Below are 25,922 nucleotides of genomic sequence, written 5' to 3'. Positions count from 1 at the left end.
CACACTCCGGCCCGGCGAGTCCCACGTTCACGCCGACGAGTCCCACAGTCACCACCAGCCGACCACACCCGCTGACCTCAAGAACCTCACCAGCCACACCGACACCACTGAGGCGTCGCGGACCCACACATCCGACACAAGAGCCACTTTTGTGCCCTGCTTGAAACTTCAACGAGGGCACAGAAGTACAAAAGTGCCCTGGAACGCACTCTCGTGTGCATGGAGCGCGATCAGGGGAGGGGGTCGACGCCGGTGAGGGTGGTGGAGGCGGTCCAGAGGCGGGCGGCGACGGCGGGGTCGGCGATGGTGTGGCGTACGCGTTCGAGCCTGGGTTGCCCGCGCACGCCCAGTGTCCGGGGGCCGAGGAGTTGCCCGCCTTGGATTGACGGGTCGAGGGCGGCTCGGACGGCTGGCCAAGCCGCGTGGTCCTTGCCCTGGACGAAGATCGACAGCGGCAGCCCGAACAACAGGGCGTCGCGGGTGGAGCGCACCCACACCGGCGGGCGCGACGGCGTGATGCTGTCCAGCGCGCCACCGGGGTGGGTCAGCACGCTCGACGTCGTGCTCCCGGCGGCCCGCAGACGGCGGTCGAGTTCGAAGCCGAACAGCATCTGCGCGAGCTTCGACCGGCTGTAGGTCGGAAAAGGCTTGTACCCGCGGGTGGTTTGGAGGTCGTCGAGATCCAGGCGGACGTACCTCGCGGCGATGCTGCCCACGGTGATGACGCGACCCCCGGCGAGCAGCGGTAGCAGGTACGTGACGAGGGCGAAGTGCCCGAGGTGGTTGGTCCCGAACATGAGCTCGTGACCGTCCTTCGTCTCGCCCCGCACGTTTTGGGCGAGCACCCCCGCGTTGAGGATCACAGCGTCGAGCCGGTCCATGTCCAGCGCGTCCGCGGACGCCTTGAGCGAGCCCAGGTCGGCGAGGTCCAGCTGCAGATGCCGCAGGCGTGCGCCGGGTACACGCGACCGGATCGCACCCATCGCCGCTTCGGCCTTGCCCGCGTCGCGGCTCCCCAGTACCACGGTGGCACCGGTCCCGGCAAGCTGTTCACTGACGAAGTACCCGATACCCGCGTTGCCGCCGGTGACCAGGAAGATCTTGCCTTCCGCACTCGGCAGCCGCCGGACGTCCCACGCTGAGTTCATGAATCCAGTGTTCACGACGCCGTGATCAGCACGGCCGGAGACCACCAGTAGTCGGCGAGCGGGGTCACGACGACGTCCGCGAACCCGGCCGCGGACAGCTGTTCCGCCCAGGTCGCGGCCGGCTTCTCCCAGTTCGTGCGCACGCCGTCCGGGACGACCTGCCCCAGCAGCACAGGCAACAGAAAGCCCTGCGCGACAAGGTGTGCGTCTTCGCCGTACTCCGCGATGCCACGCTCATAACGGGTCACGAGAGAGCGGACATGGTCGATACTGGGTTCGACATACTCAGGCACGTCGAACTCGGCGATCACCACCTTGTCCGCGTGCTCCCGCAGCGCGCGCAGGACGCCGGCACGGTCCTCCGGTGGCACCGATTGCAGGGAGAACGTCGCCTGCGCGAGAGGCCACCTGCGGTCGCCGACCTCGGCGAAGAACTGCTGCGCGGTCAACCCCCACGCGTGTGCGTTCCGTCCCGTCAGCCGCGTCGAAGCGGCTTCGAGCAAGGCTGCCGATGGCTCGACGAGGTCGATCCGCCCGGGAGCCCATGCCGCGCGCTCCAGCGCGGGAGCCAGCGCCAGTCCGTCGCCACAGCCGACATCGACGAGCTCGGCGGGTTCGAGTTCGTCGTACAGCCGCGCGAGTTCGTCGCTCAACCGCGTGTACAACTTCACGTTCCCACCTCCGCGAACGAAGGCGGTGAACGCCGCAGGCTGGTGGTAAACCCCTTGCCCGACAACGCCTTCCCACTGCTCGATCAGTTCTCGGCCAAGCGTCGACCCAGCCGCGCGGCGCGCCGCGGCAACGGCTGCGGCTTGGTTGCCGTCACGTACTTCGAGCAGGGCCTCGACCAGGAATTCGGTGTCGTCCACCCCCGAAACACTACGACGCTAACCGCGCAGGAGGTTGCGGCCGAGCGGGGCTGGCTGGGGTACCGCTTCGGCGATCCCTCGGGGCCACCCCCGTGGCGTTCAACGCCACAGGGTGGCCTCGCGGGATCCTGGACGGGACGGTCAGACGTTCGCCGAGGCGAGGCTGGGGGTCGTGGAGGAGAAAGCGTTGCGGCGGCGGTAGAACCACCATGTCACCGCGCCGCACACGACGTAGAAGCCGATGAACACGTAGAACGCGGCGTCCGCCGTCTTGTGCGCCGCGACCGAGTTCGCGATGACGCGCGTGACGAGGAATCCGCCGAACGCGCCGATCGACGACGCGATCCCGATGGTCGCCGCGGCTTCCCGGCGTCCGCGCCGGACGGCTTCTTCCTCGTCGCCACCTTCGGCGACCTCACGCTTGGCCTGGCTGACGAAGATCGCCGGGATCATCCGGTACGTCGAACCGTTGCCGAGGCCGGCGGTGATGAACAGGATCAGGAACGCGCCGAAGAACAGCCCGAAGTTGCCGGCCTGCTCCCCCATGACGACCCCGATCGCGGCGATGGCCATGACCACGAACGCCCACAGCGTGACTCGGCTGCCGCCGATCCGGTCGGACAGCCAGCCGCCGACCGGCCGCGAAAGCGACCCGACGAGCGCGCCGAGCCAGGCGAAGTAGCTGCCGTGAATGGTCGGGAACTGCGTCTTGATCAGCAGCGGCAACGCGGCCGAGTACCCGATGAACGAGCCGAACGTGCCGATGTAGAGGAACGACATCACCCAGGTCTGCCCGCGTTTCACCGCGGCTGCCTGCGCTGGGAAGTCCGACTTGGCCACGGCGAGGTTGTCCATGAACAGTGCCGCGCAGATGGCCGCGGCGACCGCGAACGGCATGTAGAACAGCCCCGCGTAGGCCAGGTTCGTGCCGGTTCCGATGGCGATGACCGCCGGGATGACCAGCTGGACCACGGCCGCGCCGAGGTTGCCGCCCGCGGCGTTCAGGCCGAGGGCGAAACCCTTCCGGGTCTCGGGGTAGAAGAACGAGATGTTGGTCATCGACGACGCGAAGTTGCCGCCGCCGAGCCCCGCGGTGGCCGCGGCCAGCAGGAAGAACCCGAAGCTCCCGTGCGAGGTCACCGCGATGGTCAGCATCCCGGTCGGCACGAGCAGTAGCAGCGAGGAAATGATCGTCCAGTTGCGGCCGCCGAACTTCGTCACCGCGAACGTGTAAGGCAGCCGCATCGCCGCCCCGAGCAGGTTCGGCAGCGCCGCCAGCCAGAACAACTCGTCAATGCTGAACGAGAAGCCGGCCTTGGGCAGGCCGACCACGACCACACTCCAGATCGACCACAGCGAGAAGCCGATGTGCTCGGAGAAGATCGAAAAAATCAGGTTGCGAGTCGCGATCTTCTTCCCAGTACCGGCCCAGAACTCCGGGTCGTCGGGCTGCCACCGCTGGATCCAGCGGTGACCGGGTCGGGCTTCAGTCGTCGTTGACATTTCTCTCCATCTAGCGGGGTGCGCTCTCTTGGTCCAACAATTCGGTCAGCGCGAGCAGGTCGGCGGCGCAGCCGCCGCACCCGGTGCTCGCTCTGGTGGCCTTCGCGAAGTCTTCGACCGTGCGGGCGCCGGTCCGCCACGCGTCGACAAGGCGTCCGCGCGGGACGCCGTTGCACTGGCAGACCACAGTGGACTCGGCGGCTCCGGCGGGCGGGGCGGCCCGGCCGAGCAGCAGTGCGATCCGGTCGGCAGGCGCCGGGGCGCCGGTGTCGTGCAGCTGGGTGATCGCCGCGGCGGCGTCCGGGAAACCCAGCACGATCGCCCCGGTGACGACGTCGTCGCGCAGCACCAACTTGGCATAGCGGTCCCGCGATGGGTCTTCGAGGCGGATGACCTCGGCGCCTGGAGCGCCGGGTTCGGTGTGCGCTTCGCCGAGGGACGCGAGGTCGATTCCCTTGGCCTTCAAACGGGTAACGGACCTCGTGCCGCGATACCGGGCGGACGGGTCCGCGCCAGTGAGCAGTTTCGCCAGCACCGCGGCCTGCTCCCAGGCAGGCCGCACGAGCCCGGGAAAGCTACCCCGATGCGCGGCGCAGTCACCGATCGCGTAGACGCGGGAATCGCTGGTACGCAAGCAATCGTCGATGACGATCCCGCCGGCCACAGTGATTCCGGCAGCCTCGGCCAGCCCGGTTTCGGCCTTCGTGCCTGCCGAAACGACGACGAGGTCCGCGGGCACCGACGTGCCGTCGTCGAGGACCAAGCCCATGCCTTGCCGGTGCTGGATCGCGCTGCGCCCGATCCGGAAGTCGATGCCGTGCTTGCCCAGCGCGCCGGCCAGTGTCGCGCCGGCCGTGGCGTCGAGCTGGCGTTCCATCAGGTGCCCGGCCGCGTGCACCACGGTCACCGGTACCCCCCGGCCCGTCAGTCCCCTGGCCGCTTCCAGCCCCAGCAGCCCGCCGCCGAGCACCGCGACCCGCTCGGCCGCCATGATCCGCTCGCAGTCGTCCAGCCCGCGGAAGGCGACCACGTCGTCCGCGCCGGCGAGGCCCGGAACCGGTGGCAGCAACGGACTGCTGCCGGTCGCCAGCACTAGCGCGTCGAAGTCCACAGTGGACCCGTCGGACAGCGTCAGCTGCTCGCCGATCGAGGTCACCGACGTCCCGGTCCGCAGATCGACCTCGGCTCGGGCGGCCCATTCTTCGTCGTGCAGCAGCACCGAACGCACGGGCATGTTCCCGGCCACGACGCTCGACAGCAGCACGCGGTTGTACGCCGGATGCCGTTCCGCGCCGACAACCGTCACCGCGATCGAGCGGTCGAGCGCGCGAATCTCCTCCGCCAACCGCGCGCCGGCCATGCCGTAGCCGGCGATCACCACCCTCATGCCGGGGCCAGCCGGACCGCGCACACCTTGAACTCCGGCATCCGGCTGGTCGGGTCCAGCGCCGGGTTGGTGATCAGGTTGGCGCGCTGGGCGCCGGGAAAGTGGAACGGCAGGAACACCGTGTCCAGCCGGATCGTCGATACGCACCGCACCCGCGCCCGCACCTCACCCCGGCGCGAAACCACGCGAGCCCACTGTCCATCGTGGACGCCCGCTCGGCCGGCGGTGTCCGGGTTCACCTCGACAAACGCCTCCGGCTGCGCGTCGTCGAGCTCCGGGATCAGCCGCGTCTGCGCCCCGGACTGGTAGTGCTGCAGAACCCGGCCGGTGGTGGCGTACAACGGGAATTCGTCGTCGGCGCGCTCGGCGGGGCCGGTGTGCTCCACCGCGACGAACCGCGCGAGCCCGTCGGCGTGGGCGAAGGCGTCCAGGAACATCCGGGGGGTGCCGGGGTGATCGACGTCGGGCACCGGCCAGTGCAAGGCCTCCCCGGCGCGCAACCGGTCGTACGTCACGCCCGCGTAGTCCGCTATCCCGCCCGCGGACGCCCGGCGCAGTTCGTCGAAGACCTGCTCGGCTTCGGCCGGAAACCGTTCGGCCGGTTGACCAAGCCGCATCGCCAAGCCCTGCAAGAGCTCCAGATCCGTCCGGACCCCGTCGGGCGCGCCGAGCGCGCGCTGCCGCAGGAGGACGCGGCCCTCCAGGCTGGTCATCGTGCCGTCTTCCTCGGCCCACTGCGTGACCGGGAACACGACGTCCGCCGACGCTGCCGTCTCCGACAGCACGAAGTCCGCGGTCACCAGCAACTCCAGCGACGCCAAGCGATCGGCGACATGACCGGCGTTCGGCGCGGACACCACGACGTTGCTGCCGAACACCAGCAGCGCCTTCGGCCCGGACGGTGTGCCCAGCGCATCGAGCAGCTCGTACGCCGACCGGCCGGGACCGGGCAGCGAATCGGGATCGACGCCCCACACCCCGGCCACGTGCGCCCTGTCCGCCGGGTCGTCGATCTTGCGGTAGCCCGGCAGCTGGTCAGCCTTCTGCCCGTGCTCCCGGCCACCCTGGCCGTTCCCCTGACCGGTGAGGCAGCCGTAACCGGACCCCGAACGACCCGGCAAGCCCAATGCCAGGCACAGGTTGATCCACGCCGAAACGGTGTCGACACCCTTGGCGTGTTGCTCGGTGCCGCGCGCGGTGAGTACGTACGCCCTGCGTGCTTCGGCCAGCAACCGCACCGCGGCCCGTTGGTCGGCGGCCGCGACCCCGGTGACCGCTTCGACGCGCTCGGGCCACCAGGCCGCGGCGATCCGCCACACCTCGTCGAACCCCGTGGTGCGCTCGGCGAGATAGGCGTGATCAACGTAACCATCCGCGACGGCCGCGTGCAGCATTCCCAACGCCAGCGCCAAATCCGTGCCCGGCACCGGCTGCAGGTGCACCGCGGCGTGCTCGGCGGTCGGTGTGCGGCGCGGGTCGACGACGATGAGCCCGCCTGCGTCGGCGGCCGGGCGCAGGTGCCGCATGAACGGCGGCATGGTCTCGCTCACATTGGCGCCGACGAGCAGCACCGCGTCCGCCTCGGCGAGGTCGGTGACCGGGAACGGCATCCCGCGGTCGGCCCCGAAGGCTTTGATCCCGGCGGCGGCCGCGGCGGACATACAGAACCGGCCGTTGTAGTCGATCTGCGAGGTGCAAAGTGCAACTCTCGCAAATTTGCCAAGCAGGTAAGACTTTTCGTTCGTGAGGCCACCGCCGCCGAACACGCCGACCGCGTCCGGGCCGTGTTTCCGGCGCAGGTCCGCGAGCTTCGACGCGACGAAGTCGAGCGCGACGTCCCAGCTGACGGGACGCAGCGGCGCGTCGCGGTTTTCCCGCAGCAAGGGAGCAGTGAGGCGATGGGGGCTGGTCAGCAGGGTCGCGGCCGTCCAGCCCTTCTGGCAGAGACCGCCGGCATTGGTCGGGAATTCGCGACCGGAAACGACCCCGGTTCCGACGCCGAGTGACATTCCACACTGAAGTGCACAATAGGGGCAGTGCGTGTCGACCCCGGTCACCGTCCCCACCGCCGGGCGGGCACGACCAGTATCCATCTCTATCTCTCTCAAAGAAACGGAAGAATTAACCCGCAATTTGCACCGGGGCGATGGACTCGGCGCCAAATTAGCAGAAGCCCGGTTGCCCCCGCAACGGCCCGGCGGTTTCACCCGCAAGGTTGTCACCGGTCCACAGAAATGACCTGACCAGGAGCTTGACTAGGCTATTCGGGGTAGTGACCCCCCGAGTCGACCCGCCGAACGTAGTATTGACAAGATCAGCCGGTCATGAAATCTTACGCTTGCCCAAATGGCCGAAAAATCGGAACGTATGCCCGTTCGAGGACCTCATCGAGAACACCCTCGTCGAGAACACTGCGTCGGACAATCGCGTCATCGATGATTCAGCGCGTCGCGGAGGAGCTGTGAGTCCACGCCATCGTTCGTCGGCCGATGGTGGTAGCGGCGAACAATCCGCAAGTTTCTTCGAGCGGTTGTTCGGTTCCCAGACCATCCGAGGCCGACTGGTCCGCATTCTCGTCGTCTCCGTGGCGCTGGTCATCGCGCTGCTGGGGATCACGATCGCCGGCGAACTGAGCGCCTACACTGCTGCCGGCCAGACCCGCTCCGCGGTGACGCTCGCGTTGACCGTGCAGGACGTCACGCAGGAGCTCCAGCGTGAACGTGGTCTGACCAACGGCCTCATGGGCGGTGAGACCCGCTTCGCCGCAACGATCCCGCCGCAGCGGATCAAGACCGACAAGGCACTCGCCACGCTCAACCAGGCCGTCGCCGCCACCAACGTCTCCGGCGCGGACCGGGTCAAGACGGCACTGAGCCGGCTGAGCGATCTGACCTCGACCCGCCAGGGCGTGGACGCCGGGCGGGCCGACCGCACCACGACCTTCGGCTACTACACCTCCGCGATCGCCGCGCTGAACCAGGTCGACCTCGGGTTCGACCAGGCACAGGACGCGCAGCTGCGCCGCGGGCTGCTCGCCCTCGGCGCGCTCGCCGACACGAAGGAAGCGACCGGCCAGGAACGCGGGTTCCTCAACGGGGTCTTCGCCTCCGGTCGCTTCAACACCGGTGAGTACATCAAGTTCACCGAGATCCGCGCGTCGAAGCAGGCCGGGCTGGCGGCGTTCGCACTGAACACCACGGCCGACCGCCAAGCCCAGCTGGACGCGGCGTTGCGCTCCGACAACGCCACGAAGGCCGCGGCATCGGAGAACATCGCGATCGCGGCGACCTCCGGGCCGTTGGCGCAGAGCGTCGACCCGGTCAACTGGTGGAACCAGATGACCTCGGTCATCGACCAGATGCGAACCGTGCAGCAGTCGGTCGGTGCCGATCTGGAGGCCCGCGCGACCCAGCTGCGCGACGACGCCACCACCGCGCTGATGATCTTCCTGGCGATCGCGCTGGTCGCCGTCGCGCTGGAACTCACCCTCGTCATCGGGGCGCTGCGGTCGATCGTGCGGCCGCTGGCCTCGCTGGCCGTCGAGGCCGACGACGTCGCCGCCCGGCGGCTGCCCGCGTCGGTGGCCGGGTGGCACACATCCGGCGGCGGCGCACCGGAACCGCCGGAACCGGTGCGGACCCCGAAACGGGCCGGTACCGAGATCGCGTCCGTCGCCGCCGCACTGGACAGGGTCCAGACCACTGCGTTCGAGCTGGCGGGCGAGCAGGCACTCCTGCGCCGCAACACCACGGAATCGCTGGCCAACCTGGGCCGCCGGAACCAGAACCTGGTCCGCCGCCAGCTCGGGTTCATCAGCGAGTTCGAGCGCGAGGAGCTGGACCCGACAGCACTGGCGAACCTGTTCGAGCTCGACCACCTCGCCACCCGCATGCGCCGGAACGCCGAGAGTTTGCTGGTGCTGGTGAGCGAGACCGGTCCGCGCCGGTACGCGAAACCTTTGGCGGTCACCGAGGTCGTCCGCGCCGCACTGTCCGAAGTAGAGGATTACCGCCGGGCCGCGCTGCGCCGGATGGACGAGGTGCTGATCACCGGCTCGATGGTCAACGAGCTCGCGCACATGCTCGCCGAGCTGCTGGAGAACGCACTGGCGTTCTCACCGCCGGACATGGAAGTCGAGGTCTACGGCCGCAAACTGGGCTCGAAGTACATGCTGGCCGTGGTCGACCACGGCGTCGGGATGTCCCGCGAGCAGCTGGTCAAGGCCAACGCCCGGCTCCACGGCGAAGAGGACTTCATCGTCGCCCCGACCCGGTTCCTCGGCCACTACGTGGTCGGTCAGCTGGCGAAGCGGCTCGGTGTCGAGGTCGAGCTGACCGTGTCCCCGGTGAACGGCATCGTCGCGCGGCTGCTGCTGCCGGAGGAGCTGCTCGCGACCGAGGACCGGACCCCGGCCGACGTGCCGGCGCCGCCGGTCCGCAAGCCGGTGCGGCCCGTTCGCGCCCCGGCGGCCCCGGCAGCCCCGGCCGCCGAGCAGGAGCCGATCCAGTGGCCGGAAGCCGACGAAGAGCCGGTGTTCGTGCCAAGGCAGGAGCAGACCGTGGCACCTCGCAAACCGTTACCCCCCAAGCAGCAACCCGTGTCCGCGGGCTCGGTCCCGCCGGTGGCGGCAGCTCAGACCCCCCAAGCACCGCAGACACCGCAGGCGGCGGGACCGGTCGAACGCACCCGCAACGGCCTGGTCAAACGCGCGAAGCGCACCTCGGGTGAGGCGCGGCCGACCCCGGCCCGGCCCACGACCCCGAAGCCGCCCGGCTCGGGCGCCATCGACCAGCGCTCCCCCGAGGACGTACGGTCGATGCTGTCGAAGTTCCGTTCCGGCCATGAGCGCGGGACATCAGGCGAAGAGGAGACCCGGTGACGGCCGAAGTGCACCACGCCGACCCGCAGACGTTCAACTGGCTGCTGGCCAACTTCGTGCGCAACACCGACGGTGTGCGCGACGCGGTCGCGGTGTCGTCGGACGGGCTGCTGATCGCCATGTCCGACGGGGTGGACCGCACCGCGGCCGACCGGCTCGCGGCGATCGTGTCCGGGCTGTCCAGCCTGTCCCGCAGCGCCGCGCGCAGCTACGACTTCGACGGGCTCAAGCTCATCATGATCGAGATGGTGCGGGGCTTCCTGCTGGTCTCGGCGATCGCTGACGGCAGCTGCGTGGGTGTCATCGCGGACGGCAACTGCGATGTCGGGCTGGTCGGTTACGAAATCGCGAAGCTCGCCGAGCGCGCCGGCACGCTGCTCACGCCGGCGCTGATCGGTGAGCTCCGGGAGAGCCTGCGGAGATGAACCCCGACGAGCACCGGCTGCCCGATCCCCGGATGATCCCGGCGCACCGCCCGCAATCGTGGTTCCAGGCACCGGTCGAACCCGAACCGCCGTCCTACGGGGCGCACGCGCGGGAGGACGAACCGGAGGCCGGCGGGCATGCGGTGCGGCCGTTCGTGATGACCGGCGGGCGGACTCGGCCGCTGGTCGACGACCTGCGGATCGAAACGCTCGTCACAGCGACCCGCGCGGCGTTGACAGCGCCGCTGAAGTTCGAGGAGCTCACGGTCGTCCGGCTGTGCCAGCGGGCGCATTCGATCGCCGAGATCGGCGCCGAGCTCCACGTGCCGGTCGGGGTCGCCAGGGTGATCGTCGCGGATCTCGTCACCACCGGACACGTGTCAGTCCAGAAGTCGGCAGAGCTGCCGATTTCCGTCATCGAAAGGATGCGTGACCTTGTCAAGGCGCTCTGAGCTCACCCGCGCGCCGTCGTCGGTCAAGATCGTCATCAGCGGCGGGTTCGGTGTCGGCAAGACCACCTTCATCGGGGCGATCTCCGAAATCGAGCCGCTGGTCACCGAAGCCGCGATGACCGAGGTGTCGGCCGGGGTCGACGACGCGACCCAGTTGCCGCTGAAGTCGACCACCACGGTGGCGCTGGACTTCGGCCGGATCACCCTCGACGATTCGCTCATCATGTACCTGTTCGGCACGCCGGGCCAGGAGCGTTTCGTGTTCCTCTGGGACGACCTGGTCGACGGCGCGCTCGGCGCGGTCGTGCTGGTCGACACGCGCCGCATCGACGACTGCTACCCGGTGTTGGACTACTTCGAGGAGCAGGGCACGCCGTTCATCGTGGCGGTCAACCACTTCTCGAGGGCGGAGCAGTTCGAGCTGGACGAAGTCCGCGAAGCACTGGGGGTCGGCGAGTCCGTCCCCCTCATCGGGTGCGACGCGCGGGACCGTGAGTCGGTGAAGGAAGTCCTTGTCATGGTGATCGAGCAGGTCCTCATGCAGCGCCTCGCCGAAACGGTCGTCTAAGACTCGTGAGAGTTGCGGCCGGGTTCCTGTGCCCTGCGGGACACCCGCACCCGGGCGTGCTGTGTCACTCACGAGTCAGGGCGCGCAGGACCGGGTCGGCCGCGAGGACGGTGACCACGTCTTCGTCCGGCAGCAAGCGCAGCCGCTCGACGAGAATCGCGGCCTCGCTGTGCGCGACGGACTGCAGCACCTCGCGCCCGGCATCGGTGACGAGAACGCGGATGGCACGGCCGTCGGTCGGGTCGGGTTCGCGGTAGACGTACCCGCCGGACTCGAGACTCGCGACCGACGTCGTGGCGGTGGGCTGCGAGCACGGCACGCGCTCGGCGATCTCCCCGATGCGCAGCGGGCCGAATTCGATGAGCTGCGAGATGACGATGAGCTGGGTGGGCGGGATGTTGAGCGGCCCGCCGGCCCTGCGCAGGCTGCGCAACAGCCGGTGCAGGGACACGACCAGCCGCAGCGCTTCGTCCTCGCTCACCGTCACCGCGCCGCTCATCTCACTTCGACGGACCGGAGCCGATCAGGACAGCTTGATGGTCGGCTTGTACATGTCCAACCATAGCGCGAGGTCCAGCGTCCGCTCGAGACCGCGCCGCGACGCCTGGTGGATCTGCGGACCTTCCGCCACGACCGCCTTCCGCAGCCAGTCCGCGCTGACGATCTCGAACACCGGGTGGCCCAGGTCGCTGAGCAGGTCCTTGCCGTGGTTCTGCAGCGCGACGCCGTACTTCGGGTCCTGTGTGGACGGGTACGGCGACTTGACGCGGTCGGCCACCGACTTCGGCAGCACGTCCTTGGTCGCCGCGCGCAGCAGGGACTTTTCCCTGCCGTCGAACGTCTTCAGCGACCACGGCGTGTTGTAGACGTACTCGACCAGGCGGTGGTCGCAGAACGGCACGCGGACCTCCAGCCCGACGGCCATGCTCGCGCGGTCCTTGCGGTCGAGCAGGATCCGGACGAAGTGGGTCAGGTGCAGGTGGCAGATCTTGCGCATCCGCCACTCGAAGTCGGATTCCCCTTCGAGGCGCTCGATCTTCGCGACCGAGGTGTCATACGCGTCTTGGATGTACGAGCCGATGTTCAGCGACCGGTGCAGTTCCGGGGTGAGGATCGTGTTGTCGTCGCCCAAGGTCTCGGCGAATTTGACCAGCCACGGGAAGGTGGTGGCCTGCTGGGCCTTCGGATCGAAGAACTGCTGGTAGCCGCCGAAGACCTCGTCCGCGGACTCGCCGGACAGCGCGACCGTCGAGTGCTGCCGGATCGCCTTGAACAGCAGGTACAGCGAGGCGTCCATGTCCCCCATCCCCATCGGGATGTCGCGGGCGCGGATGACCTTGGACCGGACTTCGGGATCGGCCAGCTCGTCGGAGTTGAGCACGATGTCCTCGTGGTCGGTCTTGGACTGCTCCACGACGTCGTGGACATACGGCGTGTCCGGGGTGCCGCGCAGTTCGTCGGCGACGAAGTTCTCGGTCTGGCCGACGAAGTCCACCGCGAAGCTGCGGATGGTCTCGCCGGTCTCGGCGAGCTGCTGGGCGCCGATCGCGGTCATCGCCGACGAGTCGAGGCCGCCGGAGAGCAGCGTGCAACGCGGGACATCGGCGACCAGCTGGCGGCGCACGATGTCGTCGAGCAGCTCGCGTACGTGCGAGATGGAGTCAGCCTGGCTGTCGGTGTGCTGCTTGGTCTTCAGCGTCCAGTACCGCTCGGTGCGCAGCCCGTTGGCGCTGACGGTGACCACGGTGCCCGGCTCGACCTCGTTCATCCCGTCCCAGATGGCGTGGCCGGGGGTCTTGACGAAGGCGAACAGCTCGCGGACGCCGTCGAGGGTGACGGTGTGCTCGGCCATCGGGTTGGCGAGGATCGCCTTGGGCTCCGAACCGAACAACACGCCGTCGGGGGTTTCGTAGTAGTAGAAGGGCTTGATGCCCATCCGGTCGCGGATCATCACGAGCTTCTGCTCGCGCGCGTCCCAGATGGCGAACGCGTACATGCCGTTGAGCCGCTCGGCGACCGCGGTGCCCCACTCGAGGTAGCCGTGCAGCACGACCTCGGTGTCGGAGTCGGTCTCGAAACGGTGTCCGCGGCCGTAGAGCTCCTTGCGCAGCTCGCCGAAGTTGTAGGCCTCACCGGAGTACACCATCGACACCGGGCCGTTCGGAGTGTCGACGCTCATCGGCTGCCGGCCCCCTGGCAGGTCGATGATCGCAAGCCTGCGGTGCCCGAGCGCGGCGTGCTCGGCCACCCAGGTGCCTTCGTCATCCGGACCACGGCAGCTCATCGTTTCGGTCATCGCGTCCACGGTGGCCCGTTCGGCACGCAAGTCGCGCTCGAACGAGACCCAGCCGGCGATTCCGCACATACATACCTCCGCAAAGTGGCTGCTGGCGGGCATGACTGTGAACGGGTCCACCTACGCCTCAGCGTGAGCTCCCGACCACTGTCCGCCTATTTGTATTCGCTACCTATGTAACCACCATGTTACCGGGATGTCACGCAGCACGCACGCTTCGCTACGGGGATGAACCAGGACACAAAGACACAAAAGCGCCCTCCTTGAACGAGGCAAGGAGGGCGTTTCTTGATCAAACTTGCTGTTCAGAGGCTTCCGGTAAGCGTAATAAAGACGTCGTCCAGAGTCGGACGGCGAATGGCGAAGTCGTCGACGGCGATACCCGCGGTCGACAGAGCGGCCGAAATCGCGGCGATACTGTCGATTCCGCCGTCGAGCTGCAGCGATAGCGTGCCCTTGTCCTCGTCGACCGCCGGGGCGACTGTCGAGGAGGCTGTGAGCAGCGCCACAGCGGCGTTGATCCGCTCGCGCGAGGCCAGCGTGATCTCCAGGCGTTCCTGGCCGACCTTGCGCTTGAGCTGGTCCGGGGTGCCCTCGGCGATGACCTGGCCGGCGGCGATGACAGCGACCTGGTCGGCGAGCGAGTCGGCCTCCTCGAGGTACTGCGTGGTCAGCAGCACGGTGACGCCTTCGCCGACGAGCTCGCGGACGGTCTGCCACAGCTGGTTGCGGCTGGTCGGGTCGAGCCCGGTGGTCGGCTCGTCGAGGAACAGGACCGACGGTTCGGCAATCAGGCAGGTGGCCAGGTCGAGGCGGCGGCGCATGCCCCCGGAGTACGTCTTCAGCGACCGGTCGGCGGCTTCGGTCAGCGCGAACCGCTCGAGAAGGACTTCGGCGCGCTCCTTGGCCTGTCGCCGTCCGAGGTGCAGCAACGTGCCGAGCAGGATCAGGTTCTCGCGGCCGGTCAGCAGTTCGTCGACGGCCGCGTACTGCCCGGCGAGGCCGATGCGGCGGCGGACTTCGCGGGGCTCGCGCGCAACGTCGTAACCGGCGACCATCGCGCGTCCGCCCGTCGGTTCGAGCAGGGTCGCCAGTATCCGGACGGCCGTGGTCTTGCCCGCGCCGTTGGGGCCCAGCAGTCCGAGCACGGTCCCCGGGCGGACGGCGAGGTCGATCCGGCGGAGCGCTTGGTGCGTTTTGTAGCTTTTGCTGAGATTCTCTGTCTCGATGGCGAATTCCACGTCCGCTCCCCTGTCTGGTGTGGTGCGGTGGTCAGCGGGAGACGCCGGCGGCTTCGCGGAGGCTCTTCGGGCGCATGTCGGTCCAGTTGGATTCCACATAGGACAGTGCGGCCTCGCGAGTGCTCGCGTCGAGCGCCACTGTCCAGCCCGACGGCACTTCGGCGAAGGCGGGCCACAGGGAGTGCTGGTCCTCGTGATTGACCAGCACCAGGAAGAGCCCTTGCTGGTCTTCAAAGGGATTCGTCACTTCAGACATGCCGTGCCTCCGTTGTCGCGCTGGTGGTCAGCAACCATGGTGTTCCGGGTGGCTGACACCGCGCTGACCGGCGACTGATCCGCTCGTCCGCACCAGCAGGAGCAGCGATGGAACGGCGAGCACCGCGACCATCGAAGCGATCAGCACGAGCACGGCCGCGGCCCAGCCGGTGGCGCCCGGGACGAGCAGCGCGAGCAGGCCCGCGGTCACGGCGGCGGACGCGGCGATGGGGCCAGCCGCGTCCCTCGTGCCGCCGGCGATCGCGTTGCGCCGGGTCATTCCGGCGCGGGTGGCCGCGGTGATCCGATCGAGCAGCACGACGAGCTGGACGGTCAGCGGGCCCGCGGCGAGCATCAGTGCCCCGGTGACCGGGCCGAGCGGCATCAGGCGGACCGCGCCGGCGAGCACCGCGAGCACCGTCACCGCGGTCAGCGTCAGCGTGGTGACGGGGCGGCGCAGTGCCACCCCGGTCACCACGACGGTCGCCCGGAGGTGGGTGACACGCCGGCTGGACCGCGACGCGAGGACTCGGTCCAGCCCACCGAGGCGGGTGAGCAGCACCGGCTGGAGGAGGGTCACGACGACGAGAGTGGCGATGGTGGCGAGCAGGGCAGCGGTTGCCAGCGTGGACAGCTCGCCTTCGGCGCCCAGCGCCAGCCCGGTCAGGGAGGCAGTCATCGCGGCCCCCGCGACCAGCGCCGGCCGTCCGGCTGTCGACGTCGCCACGTCCGCCGCGACGTCGACCGTGCGGCCGCCACGGCGCTCGGTCCGGAACCGGCGCACCACCGGGGAAACCTGCGTCAGCGCCAGGACGAGGACAGCGGGCAGGACAAGCTGTCCGGCTGTCGCGTAGCCGACCAGCTCCGGCGGCACGAAGGCCCACATGCCGAGCACCGCGAGACCGGCGACAGCCGCGATCAGCATCGTGATTCCGGACCCCACAAGGGATCCGGCCAGCACGTACGACGCGATGAGGACAACGGGAGCCAGCACGAGCCCCTTCAGCCCGAGGCCGACGACGAGCACACCCGTCATCACGAGCCCGGCCGCGGCGAACAGGATTCGGGACGGGGTCTGGGGCCTGGTCCGCTGTGCGTCGCTCACGTCGTCCTCCTGAAGCCGCGGGTTTGTCGGTACCCATGCTTCCGGCCGGCGGTGAGCTACACACGGGTCACAGCGCCCGAGCCTGGGTGGTACTAGCACCCCTTGCGGCGTAAGGCCTTCTGGGGGTTCGGTGCGGCCGGGTGCGGGGATCCCCCGGGGCTGACGGGGCAGCAGGTGCTGTTGTGTATCTGTGGGTCATGACCACCGCAACTCGCCGTCGACTTGCGATGGCGCCCCTGCCGCCCCAGTCCCTGCTGCCCTAGACCGCAACCCGACACGACGTTCCGGCCCGCACTACCCGCCCCCGACCACCCACAAAAAAGTCGCGTATGGACAGTGCCGGGGAAGGCACTGTCCACACGCGACCGACAGCGAGCGGGACCAGCGGGGTCAGACGATGGAGCGCCGCTGCGTGGGGTCCTGCGTGGTGAGGACGCAGGGGATCACGATCGACACCAGGGTGGGGCCGCCGACGGGACTGACGACCGAGACGAAGCCGTCGAAGGTGGAAAGCCTGTTCTCGACGCCCTTCAGACCGGTACCGCGGCCCGGGTCGGCACCGCCGATGCCGTCGTCGGTGACCTGGATACGCAGCTGGCCGTCCTCGTGCTGGATCTGGATTTCCGCGTGCCGGGCGTGGGCGTGCTTGACGACGTTGTTGAGCACCTCGGATGTCGCGAAGTACGCGGCGGACTCGACCGGCGGCTGGGGGCGGCCGGCCAGCTCGGCGGTGACCTCCACGGTGAGCGGGGCCTCCATGGCGAGGGTGCGCACGGCGTCGGCCAGACCGCGGTCGGCGAGCACCGGCGGGTGGATGCCGCGGACGAGGTCGCGCAGCTCGGTCAGTGCCTTCTTCGAGCTGGCCTTGGCTTCACCGAGCAGGGCGCGGGCCGCGTCCGGGTTGCCGTCCAGCAGGTTCTCCGCCGCGCTGAGCGTCATGCCCATCGCGACCAGCCGGGCCTGCGCACCGTCGTGCAGGTCCCGCTCGATGCGCCGGAGCTCGGCGGCCGAGGTGTCGACCGCGGTGGAGCGGGCCTGGGTGAGCTGGCGGACCCGGCTGGTGAGCCGGGAGTTCTCCGTCGGGCGGAGCCAGCGGGCGGTGATGTTGGCGTGTGCCTTGACCAGCTTCGGCGCCAGCGGCGCCGCGATCACCAGCTGGACCACGCCCAGGATCGCGGCCAGGATGGCCATGAACTCGCTGTTGAGCGGGATGAAGACGTAGTAGCTGCCGTTCCAGATCGACAGACGCTGCTCCCAGACGAACGGCATGGCCAGCCCGACCAGTCCGTCGAGGACCAGTGCGGCCGGAACGAAGGCGACGATGCCGCCGACGAACGGGTCGACGATGCTCCAGAGGACCTCGCGCCAGGTCGTCGGGTCGCCGATCATCCAGTAGCTGCGCTGCAGGGCGCCGACGAAGCCGGGGCGGAACTCCGGCTCCTCCTGATACGGCGCCGCGATCTCCACGCCGGACCAGTCGAGCGCCAAGCGGCGCTGGTAGTTGGCCAGCTTGCGGACCGCACCGAACGCCGAGGGCACGAGGTAGACCCCGATCCCGACGCAGCAGAGCACCGTCACGAAGCAGAGCCAGAGGGCGAGAAACGCCCCGGCCACGGACAGTGCCAGCAGCGCCGCCCCCCGTGGGATGTACCTGGCCGGGGCGACTCCGCGCCCACGGCTCCCGTTCGTGTTCGTCATCTCGCTCCGCCTTCCGGTCCCGGCAAGTGTGTCGCTGGTCGCTGTCATGTGTCCATCCTGGCTGCTCGTGGCCGTCAAAGCGGTAGCACTAGAACCCCTATTGACAGGGGTCTTGTAACCCTCAAGAGATGGCTTGGGCCCGTCTTAGGAGGCTGTGCGGTATCGGCGGAAGCTGAGCACGGTGGTCACGGTGAGGACGACGCCGAGCGCGATCACGATGACAACACCGGGATTGTGCAGGGCGAAACCGTCACCGGAGGCTACCGGGTTGCCCCAGAGCCGCCGCACCGCGTTACTCACCGAGCTCACCGGGTTCCACTCGGCGAACGGCCTGATCCAGTTCGGAAACTGTGATGAGGCAAGAAACGCGCTGGACATGAACGAGAAGACGACCACGATGAGGCCGCCGAACGAATCGATGGATTCGAGGCTGGAGACGCACATTCCGAGCAGGACGCCTACCCAGAGCATCACGTAGATGAAGACCGCGAGAACCCCGAATCCCGCGAGGAGACCGAGAAAACCGTTGTTCGGCCGCCAGTCGAGCGCGAAGCCGACCAGCATCACCACCACCAGCCCCGCCAGCGAGGAGACCAGATCGGCCAGGGTGTGGCCGATCAGCACCGCGGTGCGGGAGATCGGGAGCGAACGGAACCGATCGACCAGGCCGCCTTTGAGGTCCATCGAGACTGCGATGGCAGTCGGGCCGACACTGGCCAGGCCGACCTGGACCGCGGCGCCCGCCATCAGGTATTCGGGGTAGTTGCCGCCCCCGGGCACGACGATCGAGGTCTTGAACAGGTAGCCCATCGCGATCATGGTGACCAGCGGGTTCATGATCACCCCGATGAGCCGGCCGGGGGCCCGGAGCAGGTGGCGCAGCCGGCGGCCGGCGAGCGCGAAGATCTCGACGGCGGCGGCGCCTGGCCCGGTCGGCAGGGCCGGGAGTCTGGTGCTGGTGAGTGTGGTCATGGTCTTCTCAGCTTCCGCTCTGGATGTTCTCGAGGACTGTGCAGTCAAGGACTAGTGCGGTCTTCGCGCCGATCTGGGCTTGCGGCGCCGGATGCATCAGGTGGTCGTGGTCGGAGTCGATGTCGTAGCGGGTCACGGCTCCGCTGACGTGGGAGTCCCAGCGGCGGACACGCGCGGCGAGCTCCGCTTCACTTGCCCCCGCTGTGGCGACGAACAGCTCGAGGTCACCACTGAACTCCCCCGGGGTGAATCCCTGTGCCAGCCGGGTGTGCGCGTTCATCGACGCCAGCAGCCGCGGCAGTCGCTCTTCGCCCAGCGAAGCGAACAAGCTGCCATCGCGGCGGAGGACGTCGAGCACACTCGTCGTCGTGAGTTCGGCGACGGCGAAGTCCGACCGGTCATAACCCGCGTTGTCCAGGAAGCGGGCGAGCAGCTCCTGATCGTCGTACTCCTCGTCGTCCGCGCCGGCCGGGAAGCTGTCGATCGCGGCCAAGTAAGCCACACGCTCGCCTTCGGCCTCCAGCTGCACGGCGAGTTCGTGGGCCATCAGCCCGCCGAACGACCACCCGAACAGGTGATAGGGACCTTCGGGCTGGACATCGCGGATGTGCCCGAGATACTCGGCCGCGAGCGCACTGAAGTCGGTGTGCAGTGGCGTTCCGGTACTGATGTGCGGCGCCTGGATGCCGTACACGGGCCGACGCGGATCCAGGTGCTCGACGAGGCCGACGTACGGCAAGCTCAGACCAAGGCCGCTGTGTACGCAGAACAGCGGCGGCAGGTCACCCGAAGGCCGGATCGGCAGGACGGTCGCGAAGGCGTCGAGCCCGGCGATCTTCCGCTCCGCCCCGCGAAGGTGACTAGTCACGCCGGTGACCTGCCCGTCGATCTCGGCGATCGCGGCGAGTGCCTCGACAGTCTTGTTCACGAACATCTCCGCGACGCTGAATCGCACGCCGGCCTTGGCCGCCCGGTCCACCACCTGGATGGACCGGATGCTGTTGCCGCCGGCGGCGAAGAAGTCGGTGTCGATCCCTGCCGACGCCGTCCCGAGTACCTCGGCGAAGACGCCGCAGAGGATCTCTTCGACGGTGTTGCGAGGCGCCCGATCGCCGGAGAGATCCAGTTCCGGGACGGGCAAACGCTTGCGGTCGGTCTTCCCGTTGGGGTTCGCGGGAAACTCGTCGAGCACCACCACCGCCGCCGGGACCATGTAGTGCGGCAACCGGTCGCCGACGAACGCCGTGATCGACGCCCCGAGCCCGGCGGCGAGCTCGGCTGGCCCGGTGGGCACGACGTAGGCGACGAGACGCTTGTCGCCCGGCACGTCCTCCCTGGCCAGCAGCACCACCGACGTCACCTCCGGATGGTTCGCGATGACGGCCTCGATCTCGCCGAGTTCGATCCGGAACCCGCGGATCTTGACCTGCTGGTCGGCGCGCCCGAGAAAGTCGAGCTGGCCGTCGAGGCGCCAGCGCACGAGGTCGCCGCTGCGGTACATCCGCCCGCCGGGCGCGCCGGCCGGGTCGGCCACGAACCGGTCGGCGGTCAGGTCGGGCCGGTTGAGGTAACCCCTGGCCAGGCCGCCGCTGACGTACAGCTCGCCGACGACGCCGATCGGCACCGGTCGCAGGTAGCGGTCGAGCACCGAGACGCGGTGTTCGCCGATCGGGCGCCCGATCGGCGGCCGTCCTCCGGGCACCAGCTGGTCGCTGATGGTGCTGGCGACGGTGGCCTCGGTCGGGCCGTACAGGTTGACCAGGCGGCGCCCGGCGGACCAGCGCTCGACGACCTCGGGCGCGCAGGCCTCCCCCGCCACCGCGATCGAGACGTGCCCGGGGATGACGCAGTCCGGCGGCATCGAGGCCAGCACGATCGGCGGAATGATCATGAAGCTGACCCGCTCGGCGCGCAGGACCTCCGCCAGCGCCGGGCCCGTGCGGGCTTCGGCGTCGACGAGCACCAGCGTGCCGCCGCACAGGACCGTGCCGCTGAACTCCCAGATCACCGCGTCGAAGCTGAGCGACGAGAACTGCAGGATCCGGTTCACCCCGATATTCACGAGGACGGCCGCGACGAGGTCGGTGACGCTGGCGTGCGTGATCACCACGCCCTTCGGGCGGCCCGTCGAGCCGGAGGTGTAGATGATGTACGCCGTGTTGGCCGTCTTCACCTCGACACCAGTATGGGAATCGTTGTGCGCGGCCAAATCCGCGACGGTCGCCGGGTCGTCGACGACGATCGGCTCGACTCTCCCGGGCAGCGTGACGCGTTCGGCCGTCGACTTCACGGCCAGGATCTCGCGCGGGTTCGCGTCGCCGACCATGTAGGCGATCCGGTCGCTCGGGTACTCGGGGTCGATCGGCATGAACGCCGCGCCGGCCTTGAGCACACCCAGTACCGCGACGACCATCTCCGGGCACCTCGGCATCGCGATCCCGACGTAGTCCTCCGCGACGACACCCTGCTGGATCAGCAGCGCCGCCAGGCGGTTCGCGCGCTCGTTGAGCTCCCGATAGCTCAACTCGGTGCCGTGGAACGACACCGCGGGCGCGTCCGGCGCGGCGGCGACCTGCGCTTCGAACAACGCGGTCATCGTCGACGGGTTGGACTCGGCGAACGGGCCCGCCCACTCGCGGGTGACGAGCTCGCGCTCCGGCTCGGTCAGCACGTTCAAGTCACTGAGCTTGCTGTCCGAGCCGGTGACGACGGTTTCGAGCAGGCCGACGAAACGGTCCACAATGGACTCAGCTGTCGCGCGAGTGAACAGATCGGTGCTGTACTCGAGAAGCCCGTCCAGGCCGGCCGGGAGGCCGTGCTCGGTGTGCTCGTCGAGCTGGAAGGTCAGGTCGAACTTCGCGGAGACGCTCTTGATCGGCTCGACGTGCCCCGTGATCCCGGTGAGGCCCAGCGTCGGCCGCTCGTAGTTCTGGAAGACCAGCGCGACCTGGAACAGCGCTTCCCTCGACAGCGAGCGCTCCGGGTTCAGCGCCTCGACGACACGCTCGAACGGCAGGTCCTGGTGGGCGTACGCGGCTAGGTTGCGCTCGCGGACCCGGTGGACGAGCTCGCGGAACGTCGGATCGCCACTGGTGTCGGTGCGCAGGATCAGTGTGTTGACGAAGAGGCCGACGAGGTCGTGCAGCGCTTCGTCGGTGCGGCCGGCGATCGCGCTGCCCAGCGGGATGTCGGAGCCCGCGCCCAGCTTGCCCAGCAGCGTCGCGAGCACGGCCTGAATGACCATGAACAGGCTCGCTTCGTTCTCGCGGGCCAGGTCGGTCAACGCCTGGTGCAGGCGGGGCGTGAGGGTGAACGTGGCCGACGCGCCCTGGTGCGTGGTGACCACCGGGCGCGGGAAGTCGGCCGGGAGGGCCAACTGGTCGGGCAGGTCCGCCAGCTCCGAACGCCAGAAGTCGAGCTGCCGAGTCAAGACGCTGTCGGGGTCGTCGGCGTTGCCGAGCAGTTCGTCCTGCCAGAGCGTGTAATCCGCGTACTGCACGGGAAGCGCGTCCCACCGCGGGGCGTCCCCGTCGAGGCGGGCGTCGTAGGCGATGGCGAAGTCCCGCGCGAGCGGCATGATCGACCAACCGTCACCGATGATGTGGTGGACCACCAGCAGCAACACGTGCTCGTCGGCAGACAGGCGGAACAGCCGAGCCCGCAGCGCGAGCCCCTCTTCGAGGTCGAAGCGGGTGTCCGCCTCCTCGACGAGTCGCGCTTCGAGGTCCGCCGGGTCAGTAACGTCCACATCAGCGACGCGCAGGCTCGGCACGCCCTGGGCCGGGTCGAGCACCGCCTGGTACGGCATTCCGTCCACCGCGGGGAAGACGGTACGCAGGACTTCGTGCCGGGTGACGACGTCCGTGAGCGCGGCGCGCGCCGCCTCGACGTCGAGAGTGCCGGAAAGCCTGATGGCCAACGGAATGTTGTACGTGCCGCGGCCGTCGCCGAGCTTGTTGACGAACCACAGCCGCAACTGCCCCGAAGACAGCGGCACCGCGTCGGGCCTCGGCCGCGCGAGCAGGGCGGGCCGGGTCGTTCCCGCGTCGCCGAGCCGGGCCGCCAATGCGGCGGGAGTGCGGGCTTCGAACAGCGCGCGCACGGCCAGTTCGACACCGAGGGCGACGCGCGCCCGGCTGATGAGCCTGGTCGCCAGGAGGGAATGTCCGCCCAGCTCGAAGAAATCGTCGTCGACCCCGATGGACGGCAGCTTCAGCACGTCGGCGAAGAGTCCACAAAGGATCTCCTCGGCCGGAGTGCGGTCCGCCCGGCCGCCGACGAGCGCCGCGGAGCCGGGCTCGGGCAGGGCTTTCCGGTCGATCTTGCCACTCGGGGTCATCGGGAACTCGTCCAGCTCGACGAGCACCGGCGGGACCATGTACTCCGGCAGTGCGCCCTCCAGGTGCGCACGCAGGCTCGTCCGGTCCACTCCGCCCGTCGCCGGCACGACGTAGCCGACCAGCCGCACGTCGCCGGGCCCGTACTCGCGCGCGACCGCGGCGGCATGGACGACCTGCGGGTGGTCGGCCAGCACGGACTCGATCTCGCCGAGTTCGATCCGGAACCCGCGCACCTTGACCTGGTGGTCGACGCGACCGAGGTAGTCGAGCTTGCCGTCGGCTCCCCAGCTGACGACGTCGCCCGTGCGGTACATCCGCGCGCCGGGGAGACCGTACGGGTTCGCCACGAACCTCTCCGACGTCAGCGCGAACCGGTTGAGGTACCCGCGGGCGACGCCGTCGCCGGCGAGGTACAGCTCGCCGAGCAGGCCCGGGGCGACCGGCCGCAGCGCGTCGTCCAGCACGTAGACCTGTGTGTTCGAGATCGGGACACCGATCGACGGCGCACCTGGCCGCGTGCCGTCCAGCCGAGCGGCCGTGGACCAGATGGTGGTCTCGGTCGGGCCGTAGTAGTTGCTCAGGTCGCAGCCCGCGGCCAGCAGCGACGCGGCGAGCGGTTCGGGCAAGGCCTCGCCGCCGCTGACCACCCGCAGCCCGGACAGCGGGGCGGGGTCGGCGGCGACCAGCGACTGCCACAGGCTCGGGGTGGCCTGCATGATCGTTGCGCCGGAGGTGGTGATCGCGGTGCTCATGGCGGCCGTGTCGCGGACCAGTTCGCGTTCGGCGAGGACTAGCGTCGCCCCGGCGAGCAGCGGCACGAACAGTTCCAGGTTGGAGATGTCGAAACCGAACGTGGTGACGCTGAGCAGCCGATCCGCGGCGGTGACTTCGAGGCGGACCCGCATGTCCTGGATCAGGTTCGTGAGCCCGTGCTGGGTCACAGTGACGCCCTTGGGACGTCCGGTCGAGCCCGAGGTGTAGATGACATACGCGGGATGGTCCGGGGAGAGCTCCACAACCGGCCTGGACGCACGGTTGTCCATAGTGGATGGACCGTCGAGGAGCAGCGCCGGCAGCGAAGCCGCTTCACCGAGTCCGGCGAGCACATCCCCGGTGGTCAGCAGCAGCACGGGTGCGGCGTCGGCGAACATGTACGCGATCCGGTCGGCCGGGTGGTCGGGATCGATCGGGAGGTAGGCCGCCCCGGCCTTGAGCACGGCGAGCGCGGCGATGACCAGGTCGATCGATCGGGACAGCGCGATCGCGACGATCCGCTCGGGTCCCGCACCACGGGCGATCAGCTCGGTGGCCAGCCGGTTGGCTCGGACTTCGAGCTCCTTGTAAGTCAATTCCGTTGTACCGCAACGCAAAGCGATCGAATTGGGGTGGCAGCGGGCCCGCTCGGAGAGCAGGGCGGGCAGGAGTTCGGTGCCGAAGTCGGCGGCCGTGGCGTTCCAGTCGCGCAGGACCAGGTCCCGCTCGACGTCGTCGAGGACGTCGATGCGGCCGAGAAGCTGGGCCGGGTCGACGGCGAAGGCGCTCAGCAGCAGGCCAAGGCGGGCGAGGATCCGCTCGGCGTCGGCGGTGGTGAAGGCATCCGGCCGGTGCTGCAACCGCAGTTCGACGCAGTCGCCGGGGAACGCCGTCAGGCTCAGCGGGAATCCCGTGGCGTTGCGGATATCGGCGTCTTCGACCCGCACCGCCCGGTCCCCGGTGCCGAACCCGAGGCTCGCGCTGTCCATCGGGTAGCTCTGGAACATCACCACGGTGTCGAACAGCTCGCCGATCCCCGCGAGCTGCTGGACTTCGACTAGTCCGAGGTGCTGGTGTGCGGTCAGGCCGAACTGCTGCGCCTGCAAGGTTTCCAAGGTCTCCGCGAACGAGCGCGCCGGGTCGAGCACGACCCGGACGGGCAGGGTGTTGGCGAACAGGCCGACCATCGACTCGATGCCGTCGAGCTCGGCGGGCCGTCCGGAGTTCACCGCGCCGAACAGCACGTCCCGGCGGCCGGTGAGCCGACCCAGCAACATCGCCCAAGCACCCTGGACGACGGTGTTCAGCGTCAGGCCGAGGCCACGTGCGCGGTCGGCCAACTCGGCGGACAGCGCCCGCGGAAGCCGCACGGTCACGGTTTCCGGCAGCACCGGCTGGGTGGCCGCGAGGGCGGAGACTCGTGTCGGCTCGACGACCCCGGCGAGCGCGGACCGCCACGCGTCCTGCGCGGCGGTGACGTCCTGGCCGGCGAGCCAGCCGAGGTAGTCGCGGTACGGCCGGACCTCCGGCAGCGCGTCGACGTCACACCCTCCTGCGTACAGCGTGATCAGCTCGCGCATCAGGATCGGCATCGACCAGCCGTCGGCCAGGATGTGGTGGACCGTCCACAGCAGACGGTGCTGGTCCGGGGCCGAGGTCAGCACGGTGAACCGAGACAACGGCGGCCGCGTCAGGTCGAAGCGACGCACCCGGTCTTCATCGGTGATCCGAACCAGGTCACCGTCACCTCCGCCGGTCAAGTCCACTTCGGACCATTCGAGCTCGACCGACGCCGGCACGACCTGGACCGGCTCGCCGCTCTTGCGGTGGCGGAAGCAGGCACGCAGGTTGCTGTGCCGGCGCAGCAGCGCTTCCGCCGCCTCGCGCAGCATCGGCACGTCGAGCGGTCCCCGAAGGTCCACCACCACCTGCAGGGCGTAGACGTCCACTCCGGAGTCCTCGAACTCGGAATGGAACAGGAGGCCCTTCTGCAAGGGCGACAGCGGCAGGAATTCGCTCGAGCGTTTCATG

General features: G+C 69.1%; 17 protein-coding genes. 4 read left to right on the top strand and 13 right to left on the bottom strand.

Features of this window, described 5'->3' with window-relative positions:
* Positions 1-230 precede the first annotated feature (230 nt).
* The 5 genes from JWQ81_RS37740 to JWQ81_RS37720 all read right to left on the bottom strand — a co-directional run bounded on the left by JWQ81_RS37740 (position 231) and on the right by JWQ81_RS37720 (position 7,000).
* On the bottom strand, positions 231-1,148 hold the full coding sequence (locus JWQ81_RS37740) for an SDR family NAD(P)-dependent oxidoreductase (protein WP_297549367.1): 918 nt from the start codon (positions 1,146-1,148) through the stop codon (positions 231-233).
* Between the two features lie 11 nt (positions 1,149-1,159).
* Complete coding sequence (locus JWQ81_RS37735; RefSeq protein ID WP_297549365.1) at positions 1,160-2,017, bottom strand: class I SAM-dependent methyltransferase; 858 nt, start codon at positions 2,015-2,017, stop codon at positions 1,160-1,162.
* A 141-nt stretch (positions 2,018-2,158) separates the two neighbouring features.
* On the bottom strand, positions 2,159-3,520 hold the full coding sequence (locus JWQ81_RS37730; RefSeq protein WP_297549363.1) for an MFS transporter: 1,362 nt from the start codon (positions 3,518-3,520) through the stop codon (positions 2,159-2,161).
* A gap of 10 nt (positions 3,521-3,530) precedes the next feature.
* Positions 3,531-4,907 (bottom strand): FAD-dependent oxidoreductase, encoded by a 1,377-nt coding sequence (locus JWQ81_RS37725; protein ID WP_297549361.1) that lies wholly within the window; start codon positions 4,905-4,907, stop codon positions 3,531-3,533.
* Positions 4,904-7,000 carry a molybdopterin oxidoreductase family protein gene (locus tag JWQ81_RS37720; RefSeq protein WP_297549359.1) on the bottom strand — a complete coding sequence of 699 codons (2,097 nt, stop codon included), beginning with the start codon at positions 6,998-7,000 and terminating at the stop codon, positions 4,904-4,906. The genes JWQ81_RS37725 and JWQ81_RS37720 overlap by 4 nt, the downstream gene beginning before the upstream one ends.
* A gap of 368 nt (positions 7,001-7,368) precedes the next feature.
* On the opposite strand from JWQ81_RS37720, the gene JWQ81_RS37715 reads away from it, so the two are divergent.
* The 4 genes from JWQ81_RS37715 to JWQ81_RS37700 are packed head-to-tail and all read left to right on the top strand — an operon-like array spanning position 7,369 to position 11,231.
* Positions 7,369-9,786 (top strand): nitrate- and nitrite sensing domain-containing protein, encoded by a 2,418-nt coding sequence (locus JWQ81_RS37715; RefSeq protein ID WP_297549357.1) that lies wholly within the window; start codon positions 7,369-7,371, stop codon positions 9,784-9,786.
* Entirely contained in the window at positions 9,783-10,211 is a 429-nt protein-coding gene (locus tag JWQ81_RS37710) for a roadblock/LC7 domain-containing protein (protein ID WP_297549355.1), read from the top strand. Before JWQ81_RS37715 ends, JWQ81_RS37710 begins: the two co-directional genes overlap by 4 nt.
* Positions 10,208-10,663 (top strand): DUF742 domain-containing protein, encoded by a 456-nt coding sequence (locus tag JWQ81_RS37705; protein ID WP_297549353.1) that lies wholly within the window; start codon positions 10,208-10,210, stop codon positions 10,661-10,663. The genes JWQ81_RS37710 and JWQ81_RS37705 overlap by 4 nt, the downstream gene beginning before the upstream one ends.
* Positions 10,641-11,231 carry an ATP/GTP-binding protein gene (locus tag JWQ81_RS37700; RefSeq protein ID WP_297549351.1) on the top strand — a complete coding sequence of 197 codons (591 nt, stop codon included), beginning with the start codon at positions 10,641-10,643 and terminating at the stop codon, positions 11,229-11,231. Before JWQ81_RS37705 ends, JWQ81_RS37700 begins: the two co-directional genes overlap by 23 nt.
* A 64-nt stretch (positions 11,232-11,295) precedes the next feature.
* On the opposite strand, the gene JWQ81_RS37695 is transcribed toward JWQ81_RS37700, so the two are convergent.
* From JWQ81_RS37695 to JWQ81_RS37660, 8 genes are all read right to left on the bottom strand, one after another.
* A complete protein-coding gene (locus JWQ81_RS37695) occupies positions 11,296-11,718 on the bottom strand; it encodes a MarR family transcriptional regulator (protein ID WP_297549349.1) in 423 nt (140 codons plus the stop codon).
* A gap of 36 nt (positions 11,719-11,754) precedes the next feature.
* Positions 11,755-13,596: an asparagine synthase (glutamine-hydrolyzing) gene (gene asnB, locus JWQ81_RS37690; RefSeq protein WP_297549347.1), complete on the bottom strand. Its 1,842-nt coding sequence runs from the start codon at positions 13,594-13,596 to the stop codon at positions 11,755-11,757.
* 236 nt (positions 13,597-13,832) lie between these two features.
* Positions 13,833-14,768: an ATP-binding cassette domain-containing protein gene (locus JWQ81_RS37685; RefSeq protein WP_297549345.1), complete on the bottom strand. Its 936-nt coding sequence runs from the start codon at positions 14,766-14,768 to the stop codon at positions 13,833-13,835.
* 31 nt (positions 14,769-14,799) lie between these two features.
* Positions 14,800-15,015, bottom strand: coding sequence for an MbtH family protein (locus tag JWQ81_RS37680; RefSeq protein ID WP_297549369.1), 216 nt, complete (start codon positions 15,013-15,015; stop codon positions 14,800-14,802).
* 36 nt (positions 15,016-15,051) lie between these two features.
* On the bottom strand, positions 15,052-16,128 hold the full coding sequence (locus JWQ81_RS37675; RefSeq protein WP_297549343.1) for a hypothetical protein: 1,077 nt from the start codon (positions 16,126-16,128) through the stop codon (positions 15,052-15,054).
* Between the two features lie 390 nt (positions 16,129-16,518).
* Complete coding sequence (locus tag JWQ81_RS37670) at positions 16,519-17,826, bottom strand: sensor histidine kinase (RefSeq protein ID WP_297549342.1); 1,308 nt, start codon at positions 17,824-17,826, stop codon at positions 16,519-16,521.
* Positions 17,827-17,970: 144 nt separating this feature from the next.
* The gene (locus JWQ81_RS37665; RefSeq protein WP_297549340.1) at positions 17,971-18,798 is read right to left on the bottom strand and encodes an ABC transporter permease; all 828 of its coding nucleotides are present in this window, start codon (positions 18,796-18,798) and stop codon (positions 17,971-17,973) included.
* 7 nt (positions 18,799-18,805) lie between these two features.
* The gene (locus JWQ81_RS37660; RefSeq protein WP_297549338.1) at positions 18,806-25,921 is read right to left on the bottom strand and encodes a non-ribosomal peptide synthetase; all 7,116 of its coding nucleotides are present in this window, start codon (positions 25,919-25,921) and stop codon (positions 18,806-18,808) included.
* Position 25,922: the final 1 nt, after the last annotated feature.

This window comes from Amycolatopsis sp. (assembly GCF_025464955.1).
Lineage (GTDB): Bacteria > Actinomycetota > Actinomycetes > Mycobacteriales > Pseudonocardiaceae > Amycolatopsis.
The sequence above is the reverse complement of the archived record's forward strand: the minus strand, read 5'-3'. Positions and strand labels throughout refer to the sequence as shown.

What these genes read in the sequence shown, in the direction of transcription:
- asnB (WP_297549347.1), bottom strand. Translation starts at nt 13,596, where the DNA reads ATGTGCGGAATCGCCGGCTGGGTCTCGTTCGAGCGCGACTTGCGTGCC.
- JWQ81_RS37740 (WP_297549367.1), bottom strand. Translation starts at nt 1,148, where the DNA reads ATGAACTCAGCGTGGGACGTCCGGCGGCTGCCGAGTGCGGAAGGCAAG.
- JWQ81_RS37670 (WP_297549342.1), bottom strand. Translation starts at nt 17,826, where the DNA reads ATGACGAACACGAACGGGAGCCGTGGGCGCGGAGTCGCCCCGGCCAGG.
- JWQ81_RS37705 (WP_297549353.1), top strand. Translation starts at nt 10,208, where the DNA reads ATGAACCCCGACGAGCACCGGCTGCCCGATCCCCGGATGATCCCGGCG.
- JWQ81_RS37725 (WP_297549361.1), bottom strand. Translation starts at nt 4,907, where the DNA reads ATGAGGGTGGTGATCGCCGGCTACGGCATGGCCGGCGCGCGGTTGGCG.
- JWQ81_RS37665 (WP_297549340.1), bottom strand. Translation starts at nt 18,798, where the DNA reads ATGACCACACTCACCAGCACCAGACTCCCGGCCCTGCCGACCGGGCCA.
- JWQ81_RS37660 (WP_297549338.1), bottom strand. Translation starts at nt 25,921, where the DNA reads ATGAAACGCTCGAGCGAATTCCTGCCGCTGTCGCCCTTGCAGAAGGGC.
- JWQ81_RS37730 (WP_297549363.1), bottom strand. Translation starts at nt 3,520, where the DNA reads ATGTCAACGACGACTGAAGCCCGACCCGGTCACCGCTGGATCCAGCGG.
- JWQ81_RS37720 (WP_297549359.1), bottom strand. Translation starts at nt 7,000, where the DNA reads ATGGATACTGGTCGTGCCCGCCCGGCGGTGGGGACGGTGACCGGGGTC.